16 protein-coding genes and 1 pseudogene are annotated in these 21,201 nt (G+C 47.6%); 16 read left to right on the forward strand and 1 reads right to left on the reverse strand.

Annotated elements, in window-relative coordinates:
• Nucleotides 1-39: 39 nt before the first annotated feature.
• The 16 genes from BN587_RS10075 to BN587_RS10145 all read left to right on the forward strand — a co-directional run bounded on the left by BN587_RS10075 (nt 40) and on the right by BN587_RS10145 (nt 20,682).
• Nucleotides 40-816: an enoyl-CoA hydratase/isomerase family protein gene (locus tag BN587_RS10075; protein WP_021721011.1), complete on the forward strand. Its 777-nt coding sequence runs from the start codon at nt 40-42 to the stop codon at nt 814-816.
• Nucleotides 817-953: 137 nt separating this feature from the next.
• Nucleotides 954-1,574, forward strand: a complete 621-nt coding sequence (locus tag BN587_RS10080) for a site-2 protease family protein (protein ID WP_021721012.1) — start codon at nt 954-956, stop codon at nt 1,572-1,574.
• 3 nt (nt 1,575-1,577) lie between these two features.
• On the forward strand, nt 1,578-2,309 hold the full coding sequence (locus tag BN587_RS10085; RefSeq protein WP_021721013.1) for a segregation and condensation protein A: 732 nt from the start codon (nt 1,578-1,580) through the stop codon (nt 2,307-2,309).
• Nucleotides 2,299-2,877, forward strand: a complete 579-nt coding sequence (scpB, locus tag BN587_RS10090; RefSeq protein ID WP_021721014.1) for an SMC-Scp complex subunit ScpB — start codon at nt 2,299-2,301, stop codon at nt 2,875-2,877. The genes BN587_RS10085 and scpB overlap by 11 nt, the downstream gene beginning before the upstream one ends.
• A 5-nt stretch (nt 2,878-2,882) precedes the next feature.
• On the forward strand, nt 2,883-3,608 hold the full coding sequence (locus BN587_RS10095; RefSeq protein WP_021721015.1) for a pseudouridine synthase: 726 nt from the start codon (nt 2,883-2,885) through the stop codon (nt 3,606-3,608).
• Nucleotides 3,605-4,843 (forward strand): NAD(P)/FAD-dependent oxidoreductase, encoded by a 1,239-nt coding sequence (locus BN587_RS10100; protein ID WP_021721016.1) that lies wholly within the window; start codon nt 3,605-3,607, stop codon nt 4,841-4,843. Before BN587_RS10095 ends, BN587_RS10100 begins: the two co-directional genes overlap by 4 nt.
• Before the next feature lie 93 nt (nt 4,844-4,936).
• Nucleotides 4,937-5,605 (forward strand): (d)CMP kinase, encoded by a 669-nt coding sequence (cmk, locus tag BN587_RS10105; RefSeq protein ID WP_021721017.1) that lies wholly within the window; start codon nt 4,937-4,939, stop codon nt 5,603-5,605.
• Nucleotides 5,602-6,198 (forward strand): lysophospholipid acyltransferase family protein, encoded by a 597-nt coding sequence (locus BN587_RS10110; RefSeq protein WP_021721018.1) that lies wholly within the window; start codon nt 5,602-5,604, stop codon nt 6,196-6,198. The genes cmk and BN587_RS10110 overlap by 4 nt, the downstream gene beginning before the upstream one ends.
• Entirely contained in the window at nt 6,198-8,267 is a 2,070-nt protein-coding gene (ispH, locus tag BN587_RS10115) for a 4-hydroxy-3-methylbut-2-enyl diphosphate reductase (protein ID WP_021721019.1), read from the forward strand. The genes BN587_RS10110 and ispH overlap by 1 nt, the downstream gene beginning before the upstream one ends.
• A gap of 12 nt (nt 8,268-8,279) precedes the next feature.
• Nucleotides 8,280-9,344 carry a type 2 isopentenyl-diphosphate Delta-isomerase gene (fni, locus tag BN587_RS10120; RefSeq protein WP_021721020.1) on the forward strand — a complete coding sequence of 355 codons (1,065 nt, stop codon included), beginning with the start codon at nt 8,280-8,282 and terminating at the stop codon, nt 9,342-9,344.
• Nucleotides 9,345-9,794: 450 nt separating this feature from the next.
• Nucleotides 9,795-11,015, forward strand: a complete 1,221-nt coding sequence (locus BN587_RS10125; protein WP_021721022.1) for an ATP-binding protein — start codon at nt 9,795-9,797, stop codon at nt 11,013-11,015.
• A 141-nt stretch (nt 11,016-11,156) separates the two neighbouring features.
• On the forward strand, nt 11,157-11,321 hold the full coding sequence (locus tag BN587_RS12090) for a hypothetical protein (RefSeq protein ID WP_303684970.1): 165 nt from the start codon (nt 11,157-11,159) through the stop codon (nt 11,319-11,321).
• 259 nt (nt 11,322-11,580) lie between these two features.
• Nucleotides 11,581-14,244, forward strand: a complete 2,664-nt coding sequence (locus tag BN587_RS11565) for a DEAD/DEAH box helicase (RefSeq protein ID WP_021721024.1) — start codon at nt 11,581-11,583, stop codon at nt 14,242-14,244.
• An 18-nt stretch (nt 14,245-14,262) separates the two neighbouring features.
• Nucleotides 14,263-15,378, forward strand: coding sequence for a hypothetical protein (locus BN587_RS10135; RefSeq protein ID WP_021721025.1), 1,116 nt, complete (start codon nt 14,263-14,265; stop codon nt 15,376-15,378).
• A 943-nt stretch (nt 15,379-16,321) separates the two neighbouring features.
• Nucleotides 16,322-19,111, forward strand: a complete 2,790-nt coding sequence (ileS, locus tag BN587_RS10140) for an isoleucine--tRNA ligase (RefSeq protein ID WP_021721026.1) — start codon at nt 16,322-16,324, stop codon at nt 19,109-19,111.
• A 218-nt stretch (nt 19,112-19,329) separates the two neighbouring features.
• Complete coding sequence (locus tag BN587_RS10145) at nt 19,330-20,682, forward strand: hemolysin family protein (RefSeq protein WP_021721027.1); 1,353 nt, start codon at nt 19,330-19,332, stop codon at nt 20,680-20,682.
• Between the two features lie 61 nt (nt 20,683-20,743).
• Here BN587_RS10145 and BN587_RS12095 read toward each other — a convergent pair.
• Nucleotides 20,744-21,201: pseudogene (locus BN587_RS12095) on the reverse strand (oxaloacetate decarboxylase subunit alpha); the annotation flags it as partial.

Below are 21,201 nucleotides of genomic sequence, written 5' to 3' on the forward strand. Positions count from 1 at the left end.
AATCGGTGAAAATTAAAGATATTATAGGGAGTGTTACCCATGGAAGAAGCTGTATTATACGCTGTGGAAAACAATATTGCGACGATTACTATGAACCGTCCGAAGAGCCTGAATTCAATGAATGACGCGCTGATTGACGGTTTGCATGCTGCCATTACCAAGGCTGCTGCCGACGCTGAGGTGCGTGCTATCGTACTTACCGGTAACGGCAAGGCATTTTGTGCCGGCGGTGATCTTAGCTATTTGAACGGCTTGGAGGGCGTTGCTGCCAAGAAGGACTTCATTGCTAAGGTGGGCGACGTTGCCAAACGCCTGACTACTATTCCTAAACCTGTTATTGCTTATATCAATGGCGTTACTGCCGGTGCAGGCGTTAACCTGATGCTGGCCTGCGACCTGGTGTATGCATCTGCCAAGGCACGCTTTGGCGAGAGCTTTGCCAAGGTTGGCCTGATTCCCGACTGCGGCGGTCTGTACTTCCTGCCGAAGGCTATCGGTGTGCTGAAGGCTAAGGAGCTGATGTTTACCGGTGACCTGATTGACGCTGCAACTGCCAAGGAGCTTGGCATGCTGAATGATGTCTATGAAGACGAAGAGCTGAAGGGCAAGGTTTATGCTATGGCTGCACGTTTGGTAGCAAGCGCTCCGCTGTCTATCAGCCTGACGAAAAAATATCTTAACGACCATGACCTGACTCTGGACGAGGTGCTGGCAATCGAAGAAACTACCCAGGCGCTGCTGATTGGTACCGATGACTGCAAGGAAGGCATTGCTGCTTTCTATGAGAAGCGTGCACCGCAATTCACAGGCAAATAAGAAACTAATCAGCAGAAAAAAGTAAATGTTTACGGAACTGTCACATAATTTATACTGATGGTTCCGTTTTCTTTTTGACGTAGGAATACAAGATGTTGTATAATAAATCTATTGATAAATTTTTCTCGGAGGAAAGTATGCTCGATTTCAGTACGATGATCTATCGCATTCCTGCGCTTCTGTTTGCGATTACGATACACGAATATGCCCATGCGCAATGTGCGGACAGCATGGGTGACCCGACTGCGCGTTATATGGGACGCATGACCTTCAACCCGATGGCGCATCTGGACCCGTTGGGCGCGATTCTGCTGGTGGTAGCCGGCTTCGGTTGGGCTAAGCCAGTAGAAATTAACCCCAGCAATTTTCGCAACCGCCGCGAGGGTATTCTGAAGGTTTCCTTTGCCGGTCCCGCAGCCAATCTGTTTTTGTGCTTTCTCGCAGCATTTTTCATGACGTTTTTAAATCGCTTCGGTCTTTTGAGTGATGGCGTTTACCGCTTTTTGCTGTGGATGCAGTTATATAATGTATGGTTTGCTTTCTTCAACCTGATTCCGGTTCCGCCGTTGGACGGCTCCAAGATTCTTTCGGAGCTTCTACCGCCGTCTATGGCCTGGAAGTTCGATAATATGGTTGGACGCTACGGCTTTTATATTCTGATTGCGTTGGTGTTCACCGGTATCACAGGTGCGATTATCAGACCGCTTGCCGCAGGCTACATGATGCTGGTAAACGGTATATTGGGTTTAGTGTTCTAAGCCATGGCTGATTTATCGTTGAAGCTGACTGCGTTCGAAGGTCCGCTGGATTTGCTCCTGCACCTTATCGAGCGTGATAAAGTAGATATTTATGATATTCCCATCGCTGCGGTTACGGAGCAGTATATAAGCTATCTGCGCAGCATGAGTGAATTTGATATGGAGGTCGCCAGTGATTTTCTGGTGATGGCCGCAACGCTGCTGCAGATTAAATCGCGTATGCTGCTGCCCAAGCAGTCCGCTGAGGGCGAGGAGGAGGAAGCAGACCCGCGCCAACAGCTGGTGGAGATGCTGGTGGAATACCGCCGCATTAAGCGTGCCGCTGCTGCTTTGGCAGATATGAAGCAGAGCGCTGACCTGTACTGGCAGCGTGAGCCGATGTTCGGCAATCTGGTGGAGCGCACTATTGCTCCCTGCACGGTGCAGCAGTTATTGAAGGCTTTGGCAGGCATGACGACTGCGCCCGACGGCAAGCCGGCAGCCTTTATTGAGCCGCAGGCCTACAGTGTTCAGGATAAAATGGCAGATATTCTGCAAAGACTGCAGCGTCAGCCGCAGGGCTTTATGCTTAATGAGATTTTTACCGCAGGCAGCCCTGCCGAGAAGGTGGCCTGCTTTTTAGGTGTACTGGAGCTGCTGAAGCTGGGGTTGATTACTATCAGCCAGGCGCAGCGCTTTGCACCGATTTATATCTTCGGCAAGCAGGGACAGGAGGAAGCAAACGATGTATCTTGACAAAATGACAGGAGCACTGGAAGCGGTGCTGTTTGCTGCAGGTGAGCCTGTTTCTGTGGCGGAGCTTGCGGACCTTCTGCAGCTGGAAAAGCCGCAGGTGTGGGAGCTTGTTTCGGAGCTGAAGCAATCCTACGAGGCGGAAAGCAGGGGATTGATGCTGCGTGAAACAGCAGGCTGCTTTCAGCTAGTGACCAAGCCGGTTTACTACAGCATATTGCTGGGCTTGGGACGCAAAAAGGAAGTAAAGCTGACGAATGCTTCCTTGGAAACCTTGGCGATTGTCGCTTTTAAACAGCCGGTAACGCGTGCCGAGATGGAAGCCATCCGTGGCGTAAAAGTTGACGGCGTACTCAATACACTGCTGGATTTAGGCCTGGTGGTGGAGGCAGGACGCAAAAAGGCTTTGGGCAACCCCATTTTATATGCTACGACAGAAAAATTTCTGATGGTTTTCGGACTGAACTCATTGGAGGAGCTGCCTCCGCTGGAAACGAAGCCTGAAGATGAGGCAGAGGCTGCGCAGCAGGTGCTGCAGCTTGATAATACATTAGAAGCAAAGGAAAACTGAGATAGATGGAAGAACGTTTACAAAAAATCCTGGCGGCAGCAGGCGTTGCCTCCCGCCGCGAAGCAGAAAAAATTATTACGGCAGGTCGCGTCCGCGTGAACGGTAAAGTAGTTACCGAGCTGGGCTGCAAGTTTGATGCATCAAAGGTACGCATCAGCGTTGACGGCAAGCCTATTGCCCAAGAGGCCAAGGCATATTACATGTTCTATAAGCCGAGGGGAGTAGTCACCACTATGTCCGACCCGCAAAACCGCCGCAGCATTGCCGATTTCGTGCAGAACCTGCCGGAGAGAGTATTCCCGGTAGGCCGCCTGGACTTCAATACCGAAGGACTGCTGCTGCTGACGAATGATGGTGCACTGGCACAGGCGCTGATGCATCCGAGCCATGAGGTTAACAAAACCTACCTCGTTAAGGTTCCGGGCATTGTGCCGCAGGAAAAGCTGGACCAGCTGCGCTTGGGCGTAAAGCTGGAGGACGGTCCGACCGCTCCGGCGATTGTTAACCTGCGTGATTATGACCATGAGCGTGGCTTTACGCTTTTTGATATCACCATCCATGAGGGACGTAACCGCCAGATTCGCCGCATGTGCGACGCTATCGGCTTTCCGGTGCGCGATCTGAAGCGCATCAAGCTGGGACCGCTGCAACTGAGCAACTTGGGACGCGGCAAGTTCCGCAGCCTGAGCGAGCAGGAGTTATCTCAGCTCAGAAAGGCGGCTAAGCTATGACGCGAGTTGCGATTGTAGGCGGTGGCGCGGCAGGCCTTTTGGCAGGCATTGCTGCAGCCTGGGGCGGAGCGCAAGTAACGATTTATGAAAAAATGCGTGTGCCGGGCAAGAAAATGCTCATTACCGGCAAGGGACGCTGCAACATTACCAACGCCTGCGAAATCCCCGATTTCATAAAAAATCTGCCCGGAAACGGAAGATTTTTAAATAGTGCTTTACATAGGTTCACAAATGATGATATAGTATTGCTATTGGAGAGTAACGGACTGCCGACGAAGGTTGAACGAGGCGGACGTATTTTTCCGGTAAGCGACAAGGCGAAGGATGTAGTCGATACGCTGGTAAGGATTTATACCGAGGCCGGCGGCAAGCTGCAGACCGACACCAAGGTTATTGATATCATGGTCAAGGAAGGCCATGTGTACGGCGTGCGCACGGTCAACGGCGTGTACGAGGCAGACAGAGTTATTCTGGCTGCGGGCGGTGCGTCTTATCCGGGCACAGGCAGCGACGGCGGCGGCGCCAAGCTGGCGAAGAAGCTGGGGCACACGATTGTACCGCTGAAGCCTTCTCTGATTCCGCTGGAAAGCGATTATCCTTATGTTGATGACCTGCAGGGCTTATCTTTGCGCAACGTGCAGGCAACACTTTTGGCCGACGGCGTAAAGCTGGGCAGTGAATTTGGTGAGATGCTGTTTACGCATTTCGGCGTTTCCGGTCCCATTGTGCTTTCGCTGAGCAATCTTGCCGCAGACGCTTTGGCTGCGGGCAAGGATGTAGAGCTGGAGCTTGACCTGAAGCCTGCGCTGAGCGAGGAAAAGCTTGATGCACGTATCCAACGCGATTTTGTGCAGTACAGCCGCAAGCAGGTGCTCAATGGCATGAAGGATTTACTGCCGCAACGACTTATTCCCGTTGTGCTGGATATGTCCTACGTTGATGAGAATAAATTCATCAACCAGGTTTCGCGCGAGGAGCGTCACAGACTGCTGCAGACGCTGAAGCATTTTGTCATCACCATTTCTGCAACACGTCCGATTGCCGAGGCCATTGTTACCGCAGGCGGCGTAAGCGTGAAGGAGATTGACCCCAAGACCATGGAATCCAAGCGCATCAAGGGCTTGTACTTTGCAGGCGAGGTTATGGATGTCGACGGCTATACCGGCGGCTATAATCTGCAGGCAGCGTTCAGCAGCGGTCATGCTGCGGGCGAAGCGGCGGCTGCCGAAGAATAATTCATAAATTTGACTAAAATTAGGCTATCCATATACATGTAAAACATGGTATTATATAGATAGCTAATACATTATAAAGTGTGGTTATGTAGAATGAAGAAAATTGTTGTGGCAATTGATGGTCCCGCAGGTGCAGGCAAAAGCACTATTGCGAAGCTGGCTGCCGAAAAATTAGGCTATGCCTATATTGATACCGGTGCCATGTACAGAAGCGTAGCCTGGAAGTTTTTGCAGACAGGCAAAGCTTTTGACGAGGACTTTATCAGCGGCTTATCCAAGACTATGCTGATTGACTTCAAGCCGGAGGCAAAAATCAACCGTGTTTTTGTGGACGGTACCGAGGTTACCGATGCTATCCGTACTCCCGAAGTGACGGCGATTGTATCGCGTGTTGCTGCTATCGGGGCAGTGCGTGAGGCGATGGTAGACCAGCAGCGCCGTATGGGCGAGGCAGGCGGTGTCCTGATGGACGGACGTGATATCGGTACGGTTGTCTTCCCGAACGCACAGCTGAAAATTTTTCTTACTGCTTCGGTTGAGGAAAGAGCGCGCCGCCGCTATGCGGAAATGGTGGCCAAAGGTCAGCAGGTTGATCTGCAGCAGCTGCAGGCGGATATTGCCGAGCGCGACAAGCAGGACAGCGAGCGTGCTATCAGTCCGCTGCGTCAGGCAGAGGATGCACTGCTTCTGGATACATCCGATATGGGCATCAGCGAGGTTACCGATAGAATTTTACAGCTGGTGCAGGAGCGCGCACAATGATTTATACCTTAGTGAAGAATCTCTTTAAAATTCTTTTTACCATCTTTTTGCGATTGAAGGTAGAAGGAAGAGAAAATATTCCCAAGGATGGTCCGCTGGTTATAGCAAGCAACCATCTGAGTCTGCTTGATCCGCCTGTACTTGGTACGGCAGCAACCCGTAAGGTCCACTTTATGGCCAAGGAAGAGCTGTTTGTGCCGGTTCTGGGCACTATCTATAAAATTCTGGGTGCTTTCCCGGTGCGCCGTGGCGGTGCGGACCGTGCTGCAATTAAGCATGGTATTGATATTCTGGAAAGCGGTCAGGTGCTGGCGATTTTCCCTGAGGGAACACGCAGCAAGACCGGCGAGCTTGGCAAGGCTCAGCCCGGAGCGCTGATGATGGCGAGCAAGGCGAAGGCAACTATCGTGCCAGCCTGCATCATCGGTACCGATTACAAGCGTCATGGCCGTATCTGGCCGAAGGTTACGGTGCGCTTTGGCAAACCGATGCCCTTCCCTGAGGACGCTGTGGTCAACAAAGAATTTTTGCATGCAATGACTGAAGAGCTGATGCAGCACATTGCAAGGCTGCAGGCAGGTGAAGATGTATAATGGAAATTAAGGTAGCAGAGCACTGTGGTTTTTGCTATGGTGTGAAGCGCGCGGTGGCGTTGGCCCAAAAGGCTGCGACCGACCGTGTGCAGGGTGCAACGCTGGGACCTTTGATACACAATCCCCAGCTGATTGCCGAGCTTGCATCAAAGGGTATTGCCTGTAAGGACAGCCTGGAGCAGTTTGCTCCCGGTGAAACGGTTATCTTCCGTTCACACGGCGAGGGGCCTGAAACCTATGCGCAGGCAGAAAAACAAGGGCTGACAATTTTGGACGCAACCTGTCCGAATGTACGCCTGGCACAGCAAAAGGCTGCTCAGGCAGCAGCTGATGGCTATTTTCCTGTAATAGTCGGAGAAAAAAATCATCCGGAAGTAAAAAGTATTTTAAAATGGGCAGGAAAAAACGCTATCTGTGTAGAATGTATAAAAGATATCTCTTATGTACCGCGCCGGGAGCGTTATGGAGTAATCATCCAGACGACTTTTGAGCTGCAGAAATTTAATGATATATTGCAGGCACTGCAGGAGCAGCGCCCGGGAGAATACCGTGTGGAGCGCACTATCTGTCTGGCGACAGCGCAAAGACAGCAGGCAGCTGTAAAGCTGGCTGCAGAGTCGGATGCCGTTATCGTCATCGGCGGACGCAACAGCGCCAACACAAGGCATCTTTTCGAGCTGGTGCAACAGCATTGCAGGCAAGCATATCATATAGAGACTGCCAGCGAGCTGAGCAGCGATATGCTAAGGGGTTGCAATAAAATAGGAATCACGGCAGGAGCATCGACTCCGGACCGTTTAATTAAGGAGGCTATTTTAGTAATGGAAAACATGGATTTTGAAAGAATGCTCAACGAAAGTATGGAGGTAGAGGTATATCCTGGCAAAGTTGTCAATGGTACCGTTATTCAATTGGATAAAGACGGCGTATATGTATCTTTCGGATATAGACATGATGGTCTGATTCCTTATTCCGAATGGTCCCAGACCGAAACTGCTGAAGAATTGCAAAACACTATCAAAGTTGGCGATGAAGTAGAAGCTAAGGTTGTTCCTGGCAGCACCAAGAGCGATTTCGTTCGTCTGTCCAAAATCAAAGCTGAGCGCGACGCAGCATGGAAAAATGTTGCTGAGCTGCCCGAAGGCGAAAAACGCCCGGCAACCGTTAAAGTTCTGCGCATCATCAAAAACAAAGCTAAAAACATCGTTGGTCTGGGTGTTGCAGTTGAAGGTGTTGAAGGCTTCATGCCCGCATCTCATGTTGAACTGCGCCGCGTAGAAGACTTCACCGGTTATGTCGGCAAAGAGCTGGAAGCTGAAATCATCGAAGTTGACCTGGAGAAAAAACGCATCGTTGTTTCCCGCCGCGACCTGCTGAGAGCTGAAGCTGACGCTAAACGCAAAGCTTACAAGGAAGCTAAAGAAGCTCGCATTGCTGCTGCTAAAGAAGCACGCGCTGCTGCTGAAGAAGCTGCTTACAACTCTGTTGAAGAAGGCAAAGTATACACCGGTAAGGTTGTAAAGGTTGCTGAATTCGGTCTGTTCGTTGAAATCGGCGAAGGCCTGGTTGGCTTGGTTCACAACACCGAGCTGTCTTGGGACCGTAGCGTAAAAGCTGCTGACGTTGCTAAAGAAGGTGACGAAGTAACCGTTCTGGTTAAGAGCATCGACCGCGAAAACAAACGCGTTGCTCTGAGCATCAAAGCTACTCTGGAAGATCCCTGGAAGGTTGAAGCTTCTCAATTCCACATTGGCGACATTCTGGACGTAGAAGTTGTTCGTCTGCTGGCTTTCGGCGCTATCGTTAAGCTGAGCGACAAGGTTGAAGGTCTGGTTCACATTTCCGAAATCGCTCCTGAGCGCATCGAAGCTCCGAGCGACGTTCTGGAAGTTGGCCAAGTTGTTAAAGCTGAAATCATTAAAATGGATCTGGACAGCAAAAAAATCGGCCTGAGCATTTCCAAAGTTAAACGTGATGCTGAAAAGAACGAATTCCGTTCCTACATGGGCAGTAAAAAATCTCACCTGAGCCAAAACCTGTCCGAGCAGCTGGAAAGCCTCGAAAAATAATTGGAGAAGGATATGCAACGTGCAAAGCGTAAGCTAGAACATATTCAATATGCACTGGAGCTGGGCGACGGCCCGGCGGCAACGCACCTTGCTGATCTCCGCTTCTTACACAACTGTCTGCCGGAGATTAATCCGGCAGACTTTGTTTTATCTGTAGAAATTTTAGGCAAACGTCTGCGTTTGCCTTTTTTCATTGATGCTATTACAGGCAGTACAGATGCGGTGACGGAGATTAACAGAAAGCTGGCGCAGGTGGCGGCAAGAACCGGTATCGGTATGGCTGTAGGCTCGCAATTCGGCGCTGTGCTTGACGGCAGCGGTATCGCGAGCTATACTGTGGTACGCGAGGAGCTTGCCGAAGGTCTTGTTATCGGTAACATCAGTGCTCTTGCTACGCCCGCGCAGGCGCAGGCTGCCATTGACATGCTGCAGGCTGACGCGCTGGAGGTGCACCTGAACGCTGCGCAGGAGCTGTGGATGGCCGAGGGCGACAAGGATACCTGCGGACTTTTGGCAAACCTGGTGCAGATTCGTAATGCTGTGAGCGTGCCTGTTATCGTTAAGGAAACAGGCTGCGGTATTGCTGCAGAGCAGTACGAGCTTTTGCTGGAGCAGGGCTTTACCGCCTTTGACTGTGCCGGCGCAGGGGGGACGAACTTCCCGGCTATTGAGGCAAAGCGTCAGGGGATTGAGCTGACGGAGGAGTTTGTTGCCTGGGGCGTGCCTACGTGCTGGAGCTTGATTGACGCGCAGCAGACACTGCCGCAGAATGCTCTGCTTTTGGCGAGCGGCGGCATCCGTACCGCAGGTGACGCAGCGCGTGCTTTTGCTCTTGGTGCGGACGCGGTGGGGATTACCGCACCGCTTTTGCGTCTGGTCATAGAGCAGGGAGTTGACGCTGCCGCAGACTATGTGGAAACACTGGCGGACGGACTGCAGAAATATATGCTGCTTTTGGGTTGCTTGACGCCGAAGGAGCTGCGTGACGTTCCGCTGATTGTGACGGGAGAAACGCTTGACTTTATTGCCAGCCGAGGCTATGAGCTGGCAAAGCTGTGCAGATGGCGCAGAGGGTAAAAAAGAAGAGGATAGAAAAACTGCGGAGCAGGCGAGAGCTTGCTCCGCAGTTTTTGGTGAGAAAACCGTTCTAGTCACTTATGACTTTTGCTTCTTTACCTCTAAACGTAATACCATATTTGTAAATGGTATGTACATTACGAGCGAGAAATTCTGTATCGTATTTTTTATCTAAAATTTGTTTTTAGGCTGTTAAAGCTAAGTCGGTGAGTTTATCTGAAGCTTTACTTGTCGCTTTAATTCCTGGTTGCTCAGAGCTTCTTGATTCAAGCTGGATATCATAACGATCATCGCCACTTTCTCTATTAGAAAGAAGCTTATGGATATTTGTAATTAAAGCTCTAAAATAAGAAGACTAAATAAAATATTTTAAAATAAATTCCGAGATGGGAATATAATTTGATTTTCAAAACATAATGTGCTATACTCGGAGAAAGGAGGGATAGAGCCATGGTTGAAAGAAAAGAATACCTCGAACAGCTTTGGGAGTGGAAAGACGAGCACATCATTAAAGTTGTGACGGGAATTAGACGTTGTGGTAAATCGGTGCTTCTGGAACAGTTTAAGGACAGACTTCATTTAGCTGGCGTGGAAGCAGAACAGATTATATCAATCAACTTTGAAGACCTAGAGTTTGAAGAGCTTTTGGATTATAAGGTACTTTATCGTTATATAAAAGAACGTCTGTGTAGCGATAAAATGACATATATATTTTTGGACGAAATTCAGAACGTGCCTGATTTCCCCAAAGTAGTAGATAGTCTATATGTAAAGAACAACACGGATGTATATATTACGGGTTCAAATTCGTATTTGCTTTCAAGTGAACTGGCAACCCTTTTGTCTGGAAGGTATGTGGAAATATCAATGCTTCCCCTTTCTTTCAGTGAGTATGTCACTGTGACGGGGAGACCGCAAGAAGATGCTTTTTCAGAATATATGCAAACGGGAGGACTTCCGTATGTTGCGGTGATGAACCGCACGGATGAAAAAGTAAATCAATATCTGGAGGGAATCTACAACACCGTTATTGTTAAAGATATTGAGGAACGCCAGGCAAGAAAAGAAAAAGATGCAGGTAGACGTAAAATCACAGATATTGCACTACTGAAGACCATTGCACGCTATTTGGCAAGTGTAATCGGCAGTCCAATTTCTATGAAAAGCGTAACCGATTACTTAATCTCTTCTGGCAGAAAGATTTCTCCGAATACGGTTAGTGATTATGTGGAGGCTTTGACTGAATCATTTGTCTTTTACCCAGCTGAAAGATTTGATATTGTTGGGAAACAGCTTTTGAAAGCTAATAAAAAGCTGTATATGGTTGATCTGGGACTTCGCAATCATATTCTTCCAAGAAAACGGTATGATTTGGGCTTTTCCATTGAGAATATTGTATATTTCGAGCTTTTACGGCGAGGCTATCAGGTCAATATTGGAAAGTTTGGCTCAACTGAAGTGGACTTTGTCGCTCAGAAGCAAGGAATATTAACTTATTATCAGGTTACAGCTAATATGACTGCTGAGGAAACATTTGAACGAGAGATGCGTCCGCTACGGGGAATACAAGACAATTATGAGAAAATCGTCTTGACGCTTGATCGCTTCTCCCTCGGAAATTATGAAGGCATAAAAGTCGTGAATGTCATTGACTGGCTTCTAGGGATCTAGAAGAGTATTGAATGGCATTTATAATAATTTGTCATCTAAGTACTAATTTACACAATAAAAGCTTCCAGACCTGCTTTCATGGCTCGTCCGGAAGCTTTTAGCGTATATAGTGTCCCCTTTTTGCATTCTTCAAGCTAATATGTGCATTCACTGGCGGAAGGACTGCAAAAGTACATGCTGCTTTTGGGCTGCCTGACGCCGAAGGAGTTGCGTGACCTTCCGCTGATTGTGACGGGAGAAACGCGGGACTTTATTGCCAGCCGTGGTTACAAGTTGGCGAAGCTGTGCAGATGGCGCAGAGGATAGAACGCAAAAAAATTTATATTAGAACGACTTAAAGTAAGAGTGCAACTTTGTGTTGTGCTCTTCTTTTTTATGCAGAACAATAAAAAAGACTTGTTTTTAGGCGGGGGTAGACATATAATGTAAATATGTTAAAAAGAAAGTAATATACTTGTAACGTCTGCTAATACTATTCTTTAGATTTTATGAGTTAGGAGAAACTATACGTAATATTGTTAGGACAACGATTTGCTGACTGAGCGTAAAAGGAGGCTTTTAGTAAATGTCAAAAAATTTTTTTCGGTGGCAGGATTTCTCTGTGAAATTTTTGAATGCAGTGCTGCAGAGCAGTAAAACTCCTGTAAAGTATCATCCGCCAGTAGAGTACGACGAAGCAGCTTTTGTTGCGCCTTACTTGGGCAACTTGTGCAAATTTCCCGATGAACATTTTGTGAGCAAATATCGCGAAGAAATCGAAGAGTATTTTTTGAGCGAACCAGAGCATTTGGGGAATGTGGCAAAAACGTTAGAACGCCAAAATTATGCAGGCATCCGCAGCAAGGACGAAGACGCTTTGCGTAAGCTGAAACAGTGCAAACTTTCTCAGGCAGTTATTATGGCGTACCTTGATGAGATGATACGCACAGGCTCGGAAGGAGAATTTCAGTTAAAAACTTATTTTTATAAGCCGCATACCATTCTGCTTGGCGATTCGCACATTCAGGATGTAAAGCTGTATTCTTACCAGCAGGAAGCCAACATTGCGATGCAGGAATATTTTCTTAAGCAAAACGGTCGTTGCGGCATTCTTATGATGCCGACAGGCAGCGGCAAGACAATGACGAGTATTTATTTTCTTCTGCATGAGCTTTCTTCGCGTGGCTATGAAGTTATCTGGCTGGCGCACCGCCATATGCTCGTCGAACAGGCAGCGAATGTTTTTTATAGACTTTCACCGCTCGTGAAAGATGTGGCAGGTGATGAAATTAAAAGTCTGACAGTGACTTGCGTTTCGGGCGCACATGCCAGCGCACACGCTTTATCCAAAAAAGATGATATCGTCGTGGGTAGCGTGCAGAGTCTAGTGCGTAATCTTGGCTATCTTACAGCTCCGCTCAAGAAGAAAGTTATTATCGTTGTGGACGAAGCGCACCATGCGCTTGCACCTTCATATAGAAAAATTATAAACGCAGTGCGCCAAAAATGTCCCGAGGCGAAATTGCTTGGCCTTACGGCAACGCCAATCCGATACACTGACATGGGTACCGTTTCGCTACTGAAACTGTTTGAGCAGAAAATCATTTATGCCATTCCCTTGAGCAAACTGATTGCTGATGGTACTCTGGCTACACCGATAAACTTAAAACGTGAAACGAATGTTGAAATTGAAACTTATATTGATAAAGATGAGCTGAAAAAAGTTTTGGCGAAAGGCGATTTGACGGAACAAGCTGTCAACAAGATTGCAAAGATTAACGAACGTAACGAAGTTATTATTAAGGAATATCTTGACAATAAAGAGAAATACGGCAAAACGATAATTTTTGCCTTGAACATTACGCACTGTGATGTTTTGGCAGATATGTTCGTCAAAAAGGGTGTAAAATGTGACCGCATTTATTCTGGCATGGACGACAGTGTGAAAGACGCAATTATTGAACGTTTCCGCCATAACAACCATAAGGATAAGGCTGGCAATGACGACCATATCGACGTATTAGTTAACGTCAACATTCTTAGCGAGGGCAGCGATATTCCTGATATTCATACAGTTTTTCTGACACGTCCGACGAACAGTGATGTTTTATTAATGCAGATGATTGGGCGCGGCATGCGTGGCAAGCAATGCGGTGGCACGAAAGAAGTGTACATCGTTGACTTCTGTGATAAGTGGGCAAGCTTTACACGTTGGCTCAATCCTTCGTTCCTGTTGGAAGGCGAAGAAGGCGGAACGCCGGGAGGCACGAAGAAAGAGCCGAAGAAAAAGAACAAAGTGGAAGAAATTCCTGTGTCCAGCATTATCGACGCGATGCGTGCCATTTCTTACGGCGATTTGGGCTTCAAGGTGCACGCCGCTGTGCTGCCTGTGGGTTGGTACAATGTTTATGATAAAAATGACATGCCCGAGAAAGTGCTTGTTTTCGCCAACCAGCAGGAAGGCTATGCAGCAATGAAGGCAGATACGCAGGCGCTTGTTGCAGCGGAAGAGCAGAACGGCAAACTGCTTTTGCAAAAATATTTCGATGGCTTCGGTGTGATGCCTACGCCTCAGGAATTGGAAGACATTGCAGAACTGACGGCGACGGAGAAAGCTTTTCCAGAGTTTCAATCGTTCGACGAGCGTGACGACATCGACCCGTCAAAATTGGCGATGAAGTATCGCGAAGAAACGTCTTTGGCAAACATCTTCAAAATTCAGCAGGATATTCATGCAATTTATAATGCGCATAAGACGATCATTGACAGCTTGTATGGCAATGTTGAATCCTATCAGCGACGTATTTTTGACTTCCTTCTGTATCCCACCGGCGTTACGCCGATGGGCTCTAGTATTGAAGAAGCAGAAACAGAGTTTGGCTTGCTTAGCGCAGAGCCTTTCGCAGAACCGCTGGAAATTTTGCTTGATGAAGTTTTGGCAGAGCAAAAAGACAACTTGGGCGACGACTTCAAGCGCCCGACGATTGGTTGGACTAAGAAGGCTTATAAGACGTATTTTGCACAATATGTTTATCTTGGCGATAATATAAAAATGAATTGCGGCCTTAATTCTGCCAGCGTGCCGCGTGAAGTACTAAAGTACCTTATTTATCACGAGTGCCTGCATCAGCTGATTCATTCTCACGGACCGAAATTCCGTGAATTGGAACGTAGGTTCCCTAATTTCAACGAACTTGATAATTACTTGGATTATCAGTTCCCAACATTCGTTAAAGAAGAAAGCAGATAATTTGGGAGAGATATAAAGATGGCAAAAGTAGTTTTTTGTAATATAGCATGGATGAAACTTTATAGTGGCATTACTGACAACGACCAGCCGAAGAATGGCGGTGCGTTTGTCAAAGAAAATAATGATGCTTGTGAAAGTTTCAATTTCTATCCGTATAACCATTACTGCCTTGGGTATGTGCGTGCACCAGGGGAGAGGTTGAATCTGGCGCGTGTAGAGGATGTGCCAGATGATGTAGATAAAATTGATGACGTTACAGTTATCTGGGTAGCGACTAATGATACAGGACGGCATATCGTCGGCTGGTACGAACACGCCGAGATGTATCGTTACTATCAGTATTTTGAAGATAACATTGTAGAAAATCATACATATTGGCAATATAATTTTAAAACCAGAGAAGAAAATGCGCATATTATTCCCGAAGAGCTGCGTAATTTCAGGGTTCTTTCGGCATCAAAAGCTGGTGCAGGCTTGGGCATGGGACAGTCGAACCTTTGGTATGCAGACTCTGCAATCACGAAAGAAAAATTTGTGCCGAAGGTTTTGGAGTATCTGGAGAAAATACGTCCACAGACAATACAACAATATTGGCGTAAAGAATTTGTTGAAAAAATCGCTGATATTCAAGGAAAAAGTGTAGAAGAATTAAATGAATTGGCAGCTAACGAAACGAATCCAGGTAAATTATTTGCCATTGATAATTTGATAATTTCCATGAATCCGCCTGATATGTTTAAAGCAAGATTTCATCGTGCTGCTGATTTGGAGCTCTACCTTTTGTATGATGAAGCGATAGAAGAATATCAGCGTGCTTTAGCTTGTGTAACAGACGAAGATAAAGATAGCGACACATATCTTACATGTTTGTTTAATCTGCAACGTTTACTGGAATTTACTGGCAAATATTTCTTGGGTTGGGAAATGGCTCAAAGATGCCTTGCAGAGTCAAAGACTATTGAAGATAAATTTATCGCGATTGAATCAATGCTTATCATGGCAAGCCGTGAAGGAAATACTGAACTGGTAGAAAAAGCTCTTGGCTACTATGCTGATTTAAAAACAGATTACGCCAAAGATACAGTCCAAGATTATAAAAATTGGCTCAAAGAGCAGAAGAAAAATAAGCAATAAAACTTTTAGTAAATATTTTGGCCAATAAAAAAACACACAGCGCAAACTTTACAGTTTGTTCGTTGTGTGTTTTGGTTTTATATGATAAAATATTGTGTAAGACAACCGAGCTAGAGGGTGGGGCATTGCCGAAATTCTTCGGAATGGAGGTGATGTCTATGGTATATTTCAGTTTTCAGGATTTAATACCCTTTGGAATTTTTATCGTAGCATTGCTGACGTTCATATTTCAGAACCGAAAGTAATAAGACAGTTACGGACATAGAAAAACCACTCCTGAACTTTGACCGGTAACGGAGTGGCTTTTCTACACTTTTTTACGGGCAACCCACCTTGTGGGCGGTTGTCTTCTTGCCTATAATATAACATAAAGAAGTATTTTTCGCAAGCGAGTGTTTGTGACGTTTTGGTTAAAGACTGAAGTTCAAATAATTTATGTTAACAGAGCAGGATTAAGAATAATTCTTCGATTGGATTGTTAACATATGACTTTAGCAGTAAGAAGTCTGAAGATGTGTATTATAAAATTTTGGCAGTGCAGGGCTCTTCACTCCTTGACTTATCACATTGTCTAATGTATAATATTAGCGTTTATTGATATTTGTTAACGCGATGAAAAAGACAGTAGCTTGCGGCGCAGGTTAAGCGAGGCGGGGTATGGTGCAAGCCCGGACGAAGTAAAGCAGGTGAAAATCACTTTGGAGCGGATGCGGCGAACCTGAGTAGCTGCATACGGGAGCGCCCGATATTGCGCACACGAGTGGCGTGCGGCAAAGGCTGTCGTCATGAGGGTGGTACCACGGAGTACACGTTTGTTAATGATGTATGATACGCAAGCGTATTAATTGTTGTTAGTCTACAGCTTCGTCCCTTATCTGAGGGACGAAGCTTTTTTATATTATTGCTATATTTTTTTGTTTAATAAAATTGGAGGTTATTAGTAATGGACTATGGTAAAACACTGAATCTGCCCGAAACAGAGTTCCCTATGCGTGCAGGTCTGCCGCAGCGCGAACCTGATTTTCTGAAATTCTGGGAAGAAAACGATATTTATGGCAAAAAGCAGGCGCTGCATGCAGGCCACAAGAAATTTGTTCTGCATGACGGCCCTCCGTATGCAAACGGCAAAATCCACATGGGTCATGCCCTGAACAAAATCTTAAAAGATATCATCATGAAATACAAATATGCTCGCGGCTTCGATACCCCGTATGTTCCCGGCTGGGATACTCACGGCATGCCGATTGAGCACGCTGCTATCAAAGAGCTGGGCCTGAACCGCAATGAGCTGGATCCGCTGACTCTGCGCCGCAAATGCCACGACTTCGCTCTGCAATGGGTTGATATCCAACGCGAAGACTTCAAACGTCTGGGCGTTCTGGGCGATTGGGAAAACCCGTACATCACTCTGCATCACAGCTTTGAAGCTGAGCAGATCCGTGTATTCGGTACTATGGCTAACAAAGGCTATATCTACAAAGGCAAAAAGACCGTTTACTGGTGCCCGCATTGCGAAACCGCTTTGGCTGAAGCAGAAATCGAATACGGCGAACAAAAAACTCCGACCATTTTCGTAAAAATGCCGCTGGTAAAAGACAACGGCCAGACTCCGGAAGCTGCTAAAGGCAAAAAGGCTTACATGGTAATTTGGACCACCACTCCGTGGACCATGCCTGCCAACGTTGCTGTTGCTCTGAACCCTGCTCTGGAATATGCCTGGGTTGAATGCGAAGGCGAAGTTCTCTTCATGGCAAAAGACCTGCTGGCTCAGGTTGGCGCTGTCTGCCACAAGGATCTCAGCAATATCCTCGGCACTACTCTTGGTAAAGATATGGAATTCGCTGAATGCGTGCATCCGTTCCCTGAATACAACAACCGCCGTTCTCTCGTAGTTATGGCTGACTATGTAACTACCGAAGCCGGTACTGGTTGCGTACATACCGCTCCCGGTCATGGCGATGTCGACTTTGAAACCGGCCTGAAATACAAGCTGCCGATTCTCTGCCCGGTTGATTCTCAGGGCAAGCTGACCGAAGAAGCAGGCGAACGCTTCAAGGGCATGTTTGTATTCGACGCTAATATCCCGGTACTGAAATATCTGGCTGAGCTGAACTGCCTGCTGGGTAAAGAAAACATTAAGCACCAATACGCACACTGCTGGCGCTGCAAAAACCCGATTATCTTCCGCGCAACCTCTCAATGGTTCGCTTCTATCGACGGCTTCCGTGATGAAGCACTGAAATCTATCGACGATGTACAGTGGATTCCTTCCTGGGGCCAACAACGTATCCATAACATGGTAAGCGACCGTCACGACTGGTGCATCAGCCGTCAGCGTGTATGGGGCGTTCCTATCCCGGTATTCTACTGCGATAACTGCGGCGAGCATCTGATTAACGAAGCTACCATCGACTCCGTTGCCAACTGGTTCGAAAAAGAAGGCAGCGATGCATGGTGGGCTCACACTGCAGAAGAGCTGCTGCCGGAAGGCACTGTTTGCCCGAAATGCGGCGGCAAGCACTTCCATAAGGAAAGCGATATCATGGACGTATGGTTCGACAGCGGTTCTTCTCACATGGCTGTTGCCGCAAAACGTCCGGAGCTGTCCTGGCCGGTTGCTATGTACCTCGAAGGCAGTGACCAGCATCGTGGCTGGTTCCAGTCCTCTCTGCTGACCTCCGTTGCTGTTGCGGGCCGTGCGCCGTACGAATCCGTACTGACTCATGGTTATGTAGTTGACGGCGATGGCCGCAAGATGTCCAAATCCGTAGGCAACGTCATCGTTCCGCAGGACGTAATCAAACAATACGGTGCTGATATCATCCGCCTGTGGACTGCTTCCTCCGATTACAAGGCAGATATCCGTATCTCTCCGAAAATCCTGAAGCAGCTGGCTGAGGTATACCGCAAAATCCGTAACACTATCCGTTACATCCTGGGCAACACCAACGATTTCAACTATGAAACCGATGCAGTTCCGTTCAACGAAATGCTGGAGCTTGATCAATGGGCTCTAATGCATCTGCAGCTGCTGAAGAAGGAAGTTACCGCTGCTTACGAAAGCTATGATTTCCATGTACTGTACCATGCAATCCACAACTTCTGCACCGTTGAAATGTCCAGCTTCTATCTGGATATCCTCAAAGACCGCCTGTATGCTTACAAGGCTGACAGCAAAGAGCGTCGCAGTGCACAAACCGCTATGCATGAAATCCTCATGGATCTCATCGTTATGCTTTCCCCGGTACTGAGCTTTACTATGGAAGAGGTATGGCAGTTCATGAAGAAACCTGCTAATGCTCCGGAATCCGTACAAATGCTGCCTTGGCCGGAGGTTAAGGAAGAATACATCAACGAAGAGCTGGAAACCAAATGGGATAACTTCATTGAAATCCGCAGCGAAATCACCAAGGTGCTGGAGCTAGCTCGTCGTAACAAACAAATTGGTCACTCCCTGGACGCTAAGGTTGAGCTGCACGCCGAAGGCGAAGCTCTGGCTATCCTGAAATCCGTAGAAAAAGACCTGGCAACCCTGCTGATCGTTTCTCAGGCAGTTATTGTTGAAGGCGCTACAGAAGGTGCTGAAGCAACCGGCCGCGAGGACCTGAAGGTTACCGTTGCTGCTGCCGAAGGCCACAAGTGCGAGCGTTGCTGGATTTACAGTGACGAGGTTGGTCAGGACGCTGAGCATCCGACTCTGTGCAAACGCTGCGCTGAAGCAGTTAAAGATTGAGTATAAGGCATCATCTTTGCATAAGGCTGTAGCTGACCTCAAATAAAAGCTTAAAGCCGTCGTATCATGTAAATTTTTGCTGATACGGCGGCTTTTTTGCTACAAATTTTACAAAAAATTATTTTGCTTTATGGCCTAACTATGGTACAATACTGTTAATATTATATATTTTACGGAGGTGAACTGTTTTTCTGCAATCTGCAGGATTACAGAGATTTTTGGACTATCTCATATGTTTGTTTAATGTTATAGCGATTTTATTTTTGGTGGCGCTGAACGGCTTTTTTGTTGCTTCGGAGTTTTCTATCGTCAAGGTGCGCCCTTCGCGTCTTGATGCGCTGATTAAGGAAGGCAATACTCGGGCAGAAAGCGCTAAGCAGGTAACGGAGCATCTTGATGCCTATCTTTCGGTTACGCAGCTGGGCATAACCATTGCTTCGCTGGGCTTAGGCTGGATTGGCGAGCCGACGGTGGCGAAGCTGATGCATCCTGTATTTAACCTGCTGCAGCTGCCGCCGCAGGTTGAGCATACAATAGCTTTTGTTGTCGGCTTCGGTGTTATCACCGCATTGCATATCGTTTTGGGCGAGCTGGTGCCTAAATCATTGTCTATTCAAAAGACTGAGCAGATTGTTCTGTTCGTGGCAGCTCCGCTGATTCTGTTTGATAAGCTGATGTATCCGGCGGTGTGGTTTCTCAATCACGTTGCCAACTGGGTGCTGCACAAATTGGGCGTTGAGGCTGCAAGCGAGGCGGAAGAGGCGCACAACGAGGACGAAATCCGCATACTGATGGAAGAAAGCCACAAGCATGGCTATATTGATAAAACAGAGCTTACTTATCTGGACAACGTTTTCGACTTTTCCGACCGTCGCGCCAGCGACATCATGGTTCCGCGTACCGATATGATCTGCTTGTATCTGGAGGATTCCTGGGAGGATAATATCAAGACGGCGCTGGAGGAGCGCATGACACGTTATCCTATCTGTGATGAGGACAAGGACCACATTATCGGCTTTTTGCATATCAAGGATTTGCTGCGCAGCTTAAATGCCGGCGAGCGTCCTGATTTGCGCAGTCTGGCGCGTAAGGTGCTGCTGGTGCCGGAATCTCTGCCTATCAGCAAGCTGCTGCGCATTTTGCAGAAGCATCGCAGTCAGCTGGCAATCTTGGTTGACGAGTACGGCGGTACCGCTGGTATGGTTACCGTTGAGGATATTCTGGAGGAAATCGTAGGCGAAATCCAGGACGAGTTTGACGAGGAACGTCCGGAGGTAGAAGAAAAGGGCAGTAAAACCTATTCTGTCGACGGCAAAATGCTGCTGGAGGATGTTAACGATACCTTCGAGCTGGCTTTAGATACCGAAAACTGTGATACTATCGGCGGCTGGGTTTACTCTCAGCTTGATTATCCGCCTAAGGTGGGGCAGAAGGTGCAGACACCTGCCGCTGCCTTTACGGTAGAAGAAATTGATAAGATGCGTATCGTGCGCGTCGGTATCCAGCTTTTGCACGAGCCGGAAAAGATTCACGAGGAGCTTCAGGAAGAACACCTGGAGGATGTAAAATAATATCTGCATAAAAAGAGAGCACGCTGAGATTGATTTCTCAGCGTGCTCTTTAGCGTTGTGCTTATAAATCGTGGAATTTCATACCGATGTTGCTGTGACGCAGGAAGTTAAGAGTTACCTCGGGGAAGGAGGCGTAGCTTAAAACGTCTTCAATCGGTGCGTTGGGGAAGCCCTCTTCAGCCAGCTTTTCGCGCAGTTTTTTCATCTGCGGCGGAATATCGTCGGCAGGACGGTGGTCGATTTGCGGTGCGTCACCGATGGCGAGGCGTTTTACCTCAGGGTCAATCGGTCCCGGAGTACGGCCGTATTTGCCAAGAATCAAGTCCTTAACCTCGCGGGGAATCATCTTATAGCGTCCAAGTGCAACGTTCAATACGGACATAGAACCTACAATCTGGCTGGTAGGAGTAACCAGCGGCGGATAGCCGAGCTCGGCACGCACGCGCGGCATTTCCTCAAGCAGCTGCGGATATTTGTCGGCAACGCCCATTTCCTTCATCTGGTTCAGCAGGTTGGAAA

It is taken from the genome of Phascolarctobacterium succinatutens CAG:287, from assembly GCF_000434895.1.
Lineage (GTDB): Bacteria > Bacillota > Negativicutes > Acidaminococcales > Acidaminococcaceae > Phascolarctobacterium_A > Phascolarctobacterium_A succinatutens_A.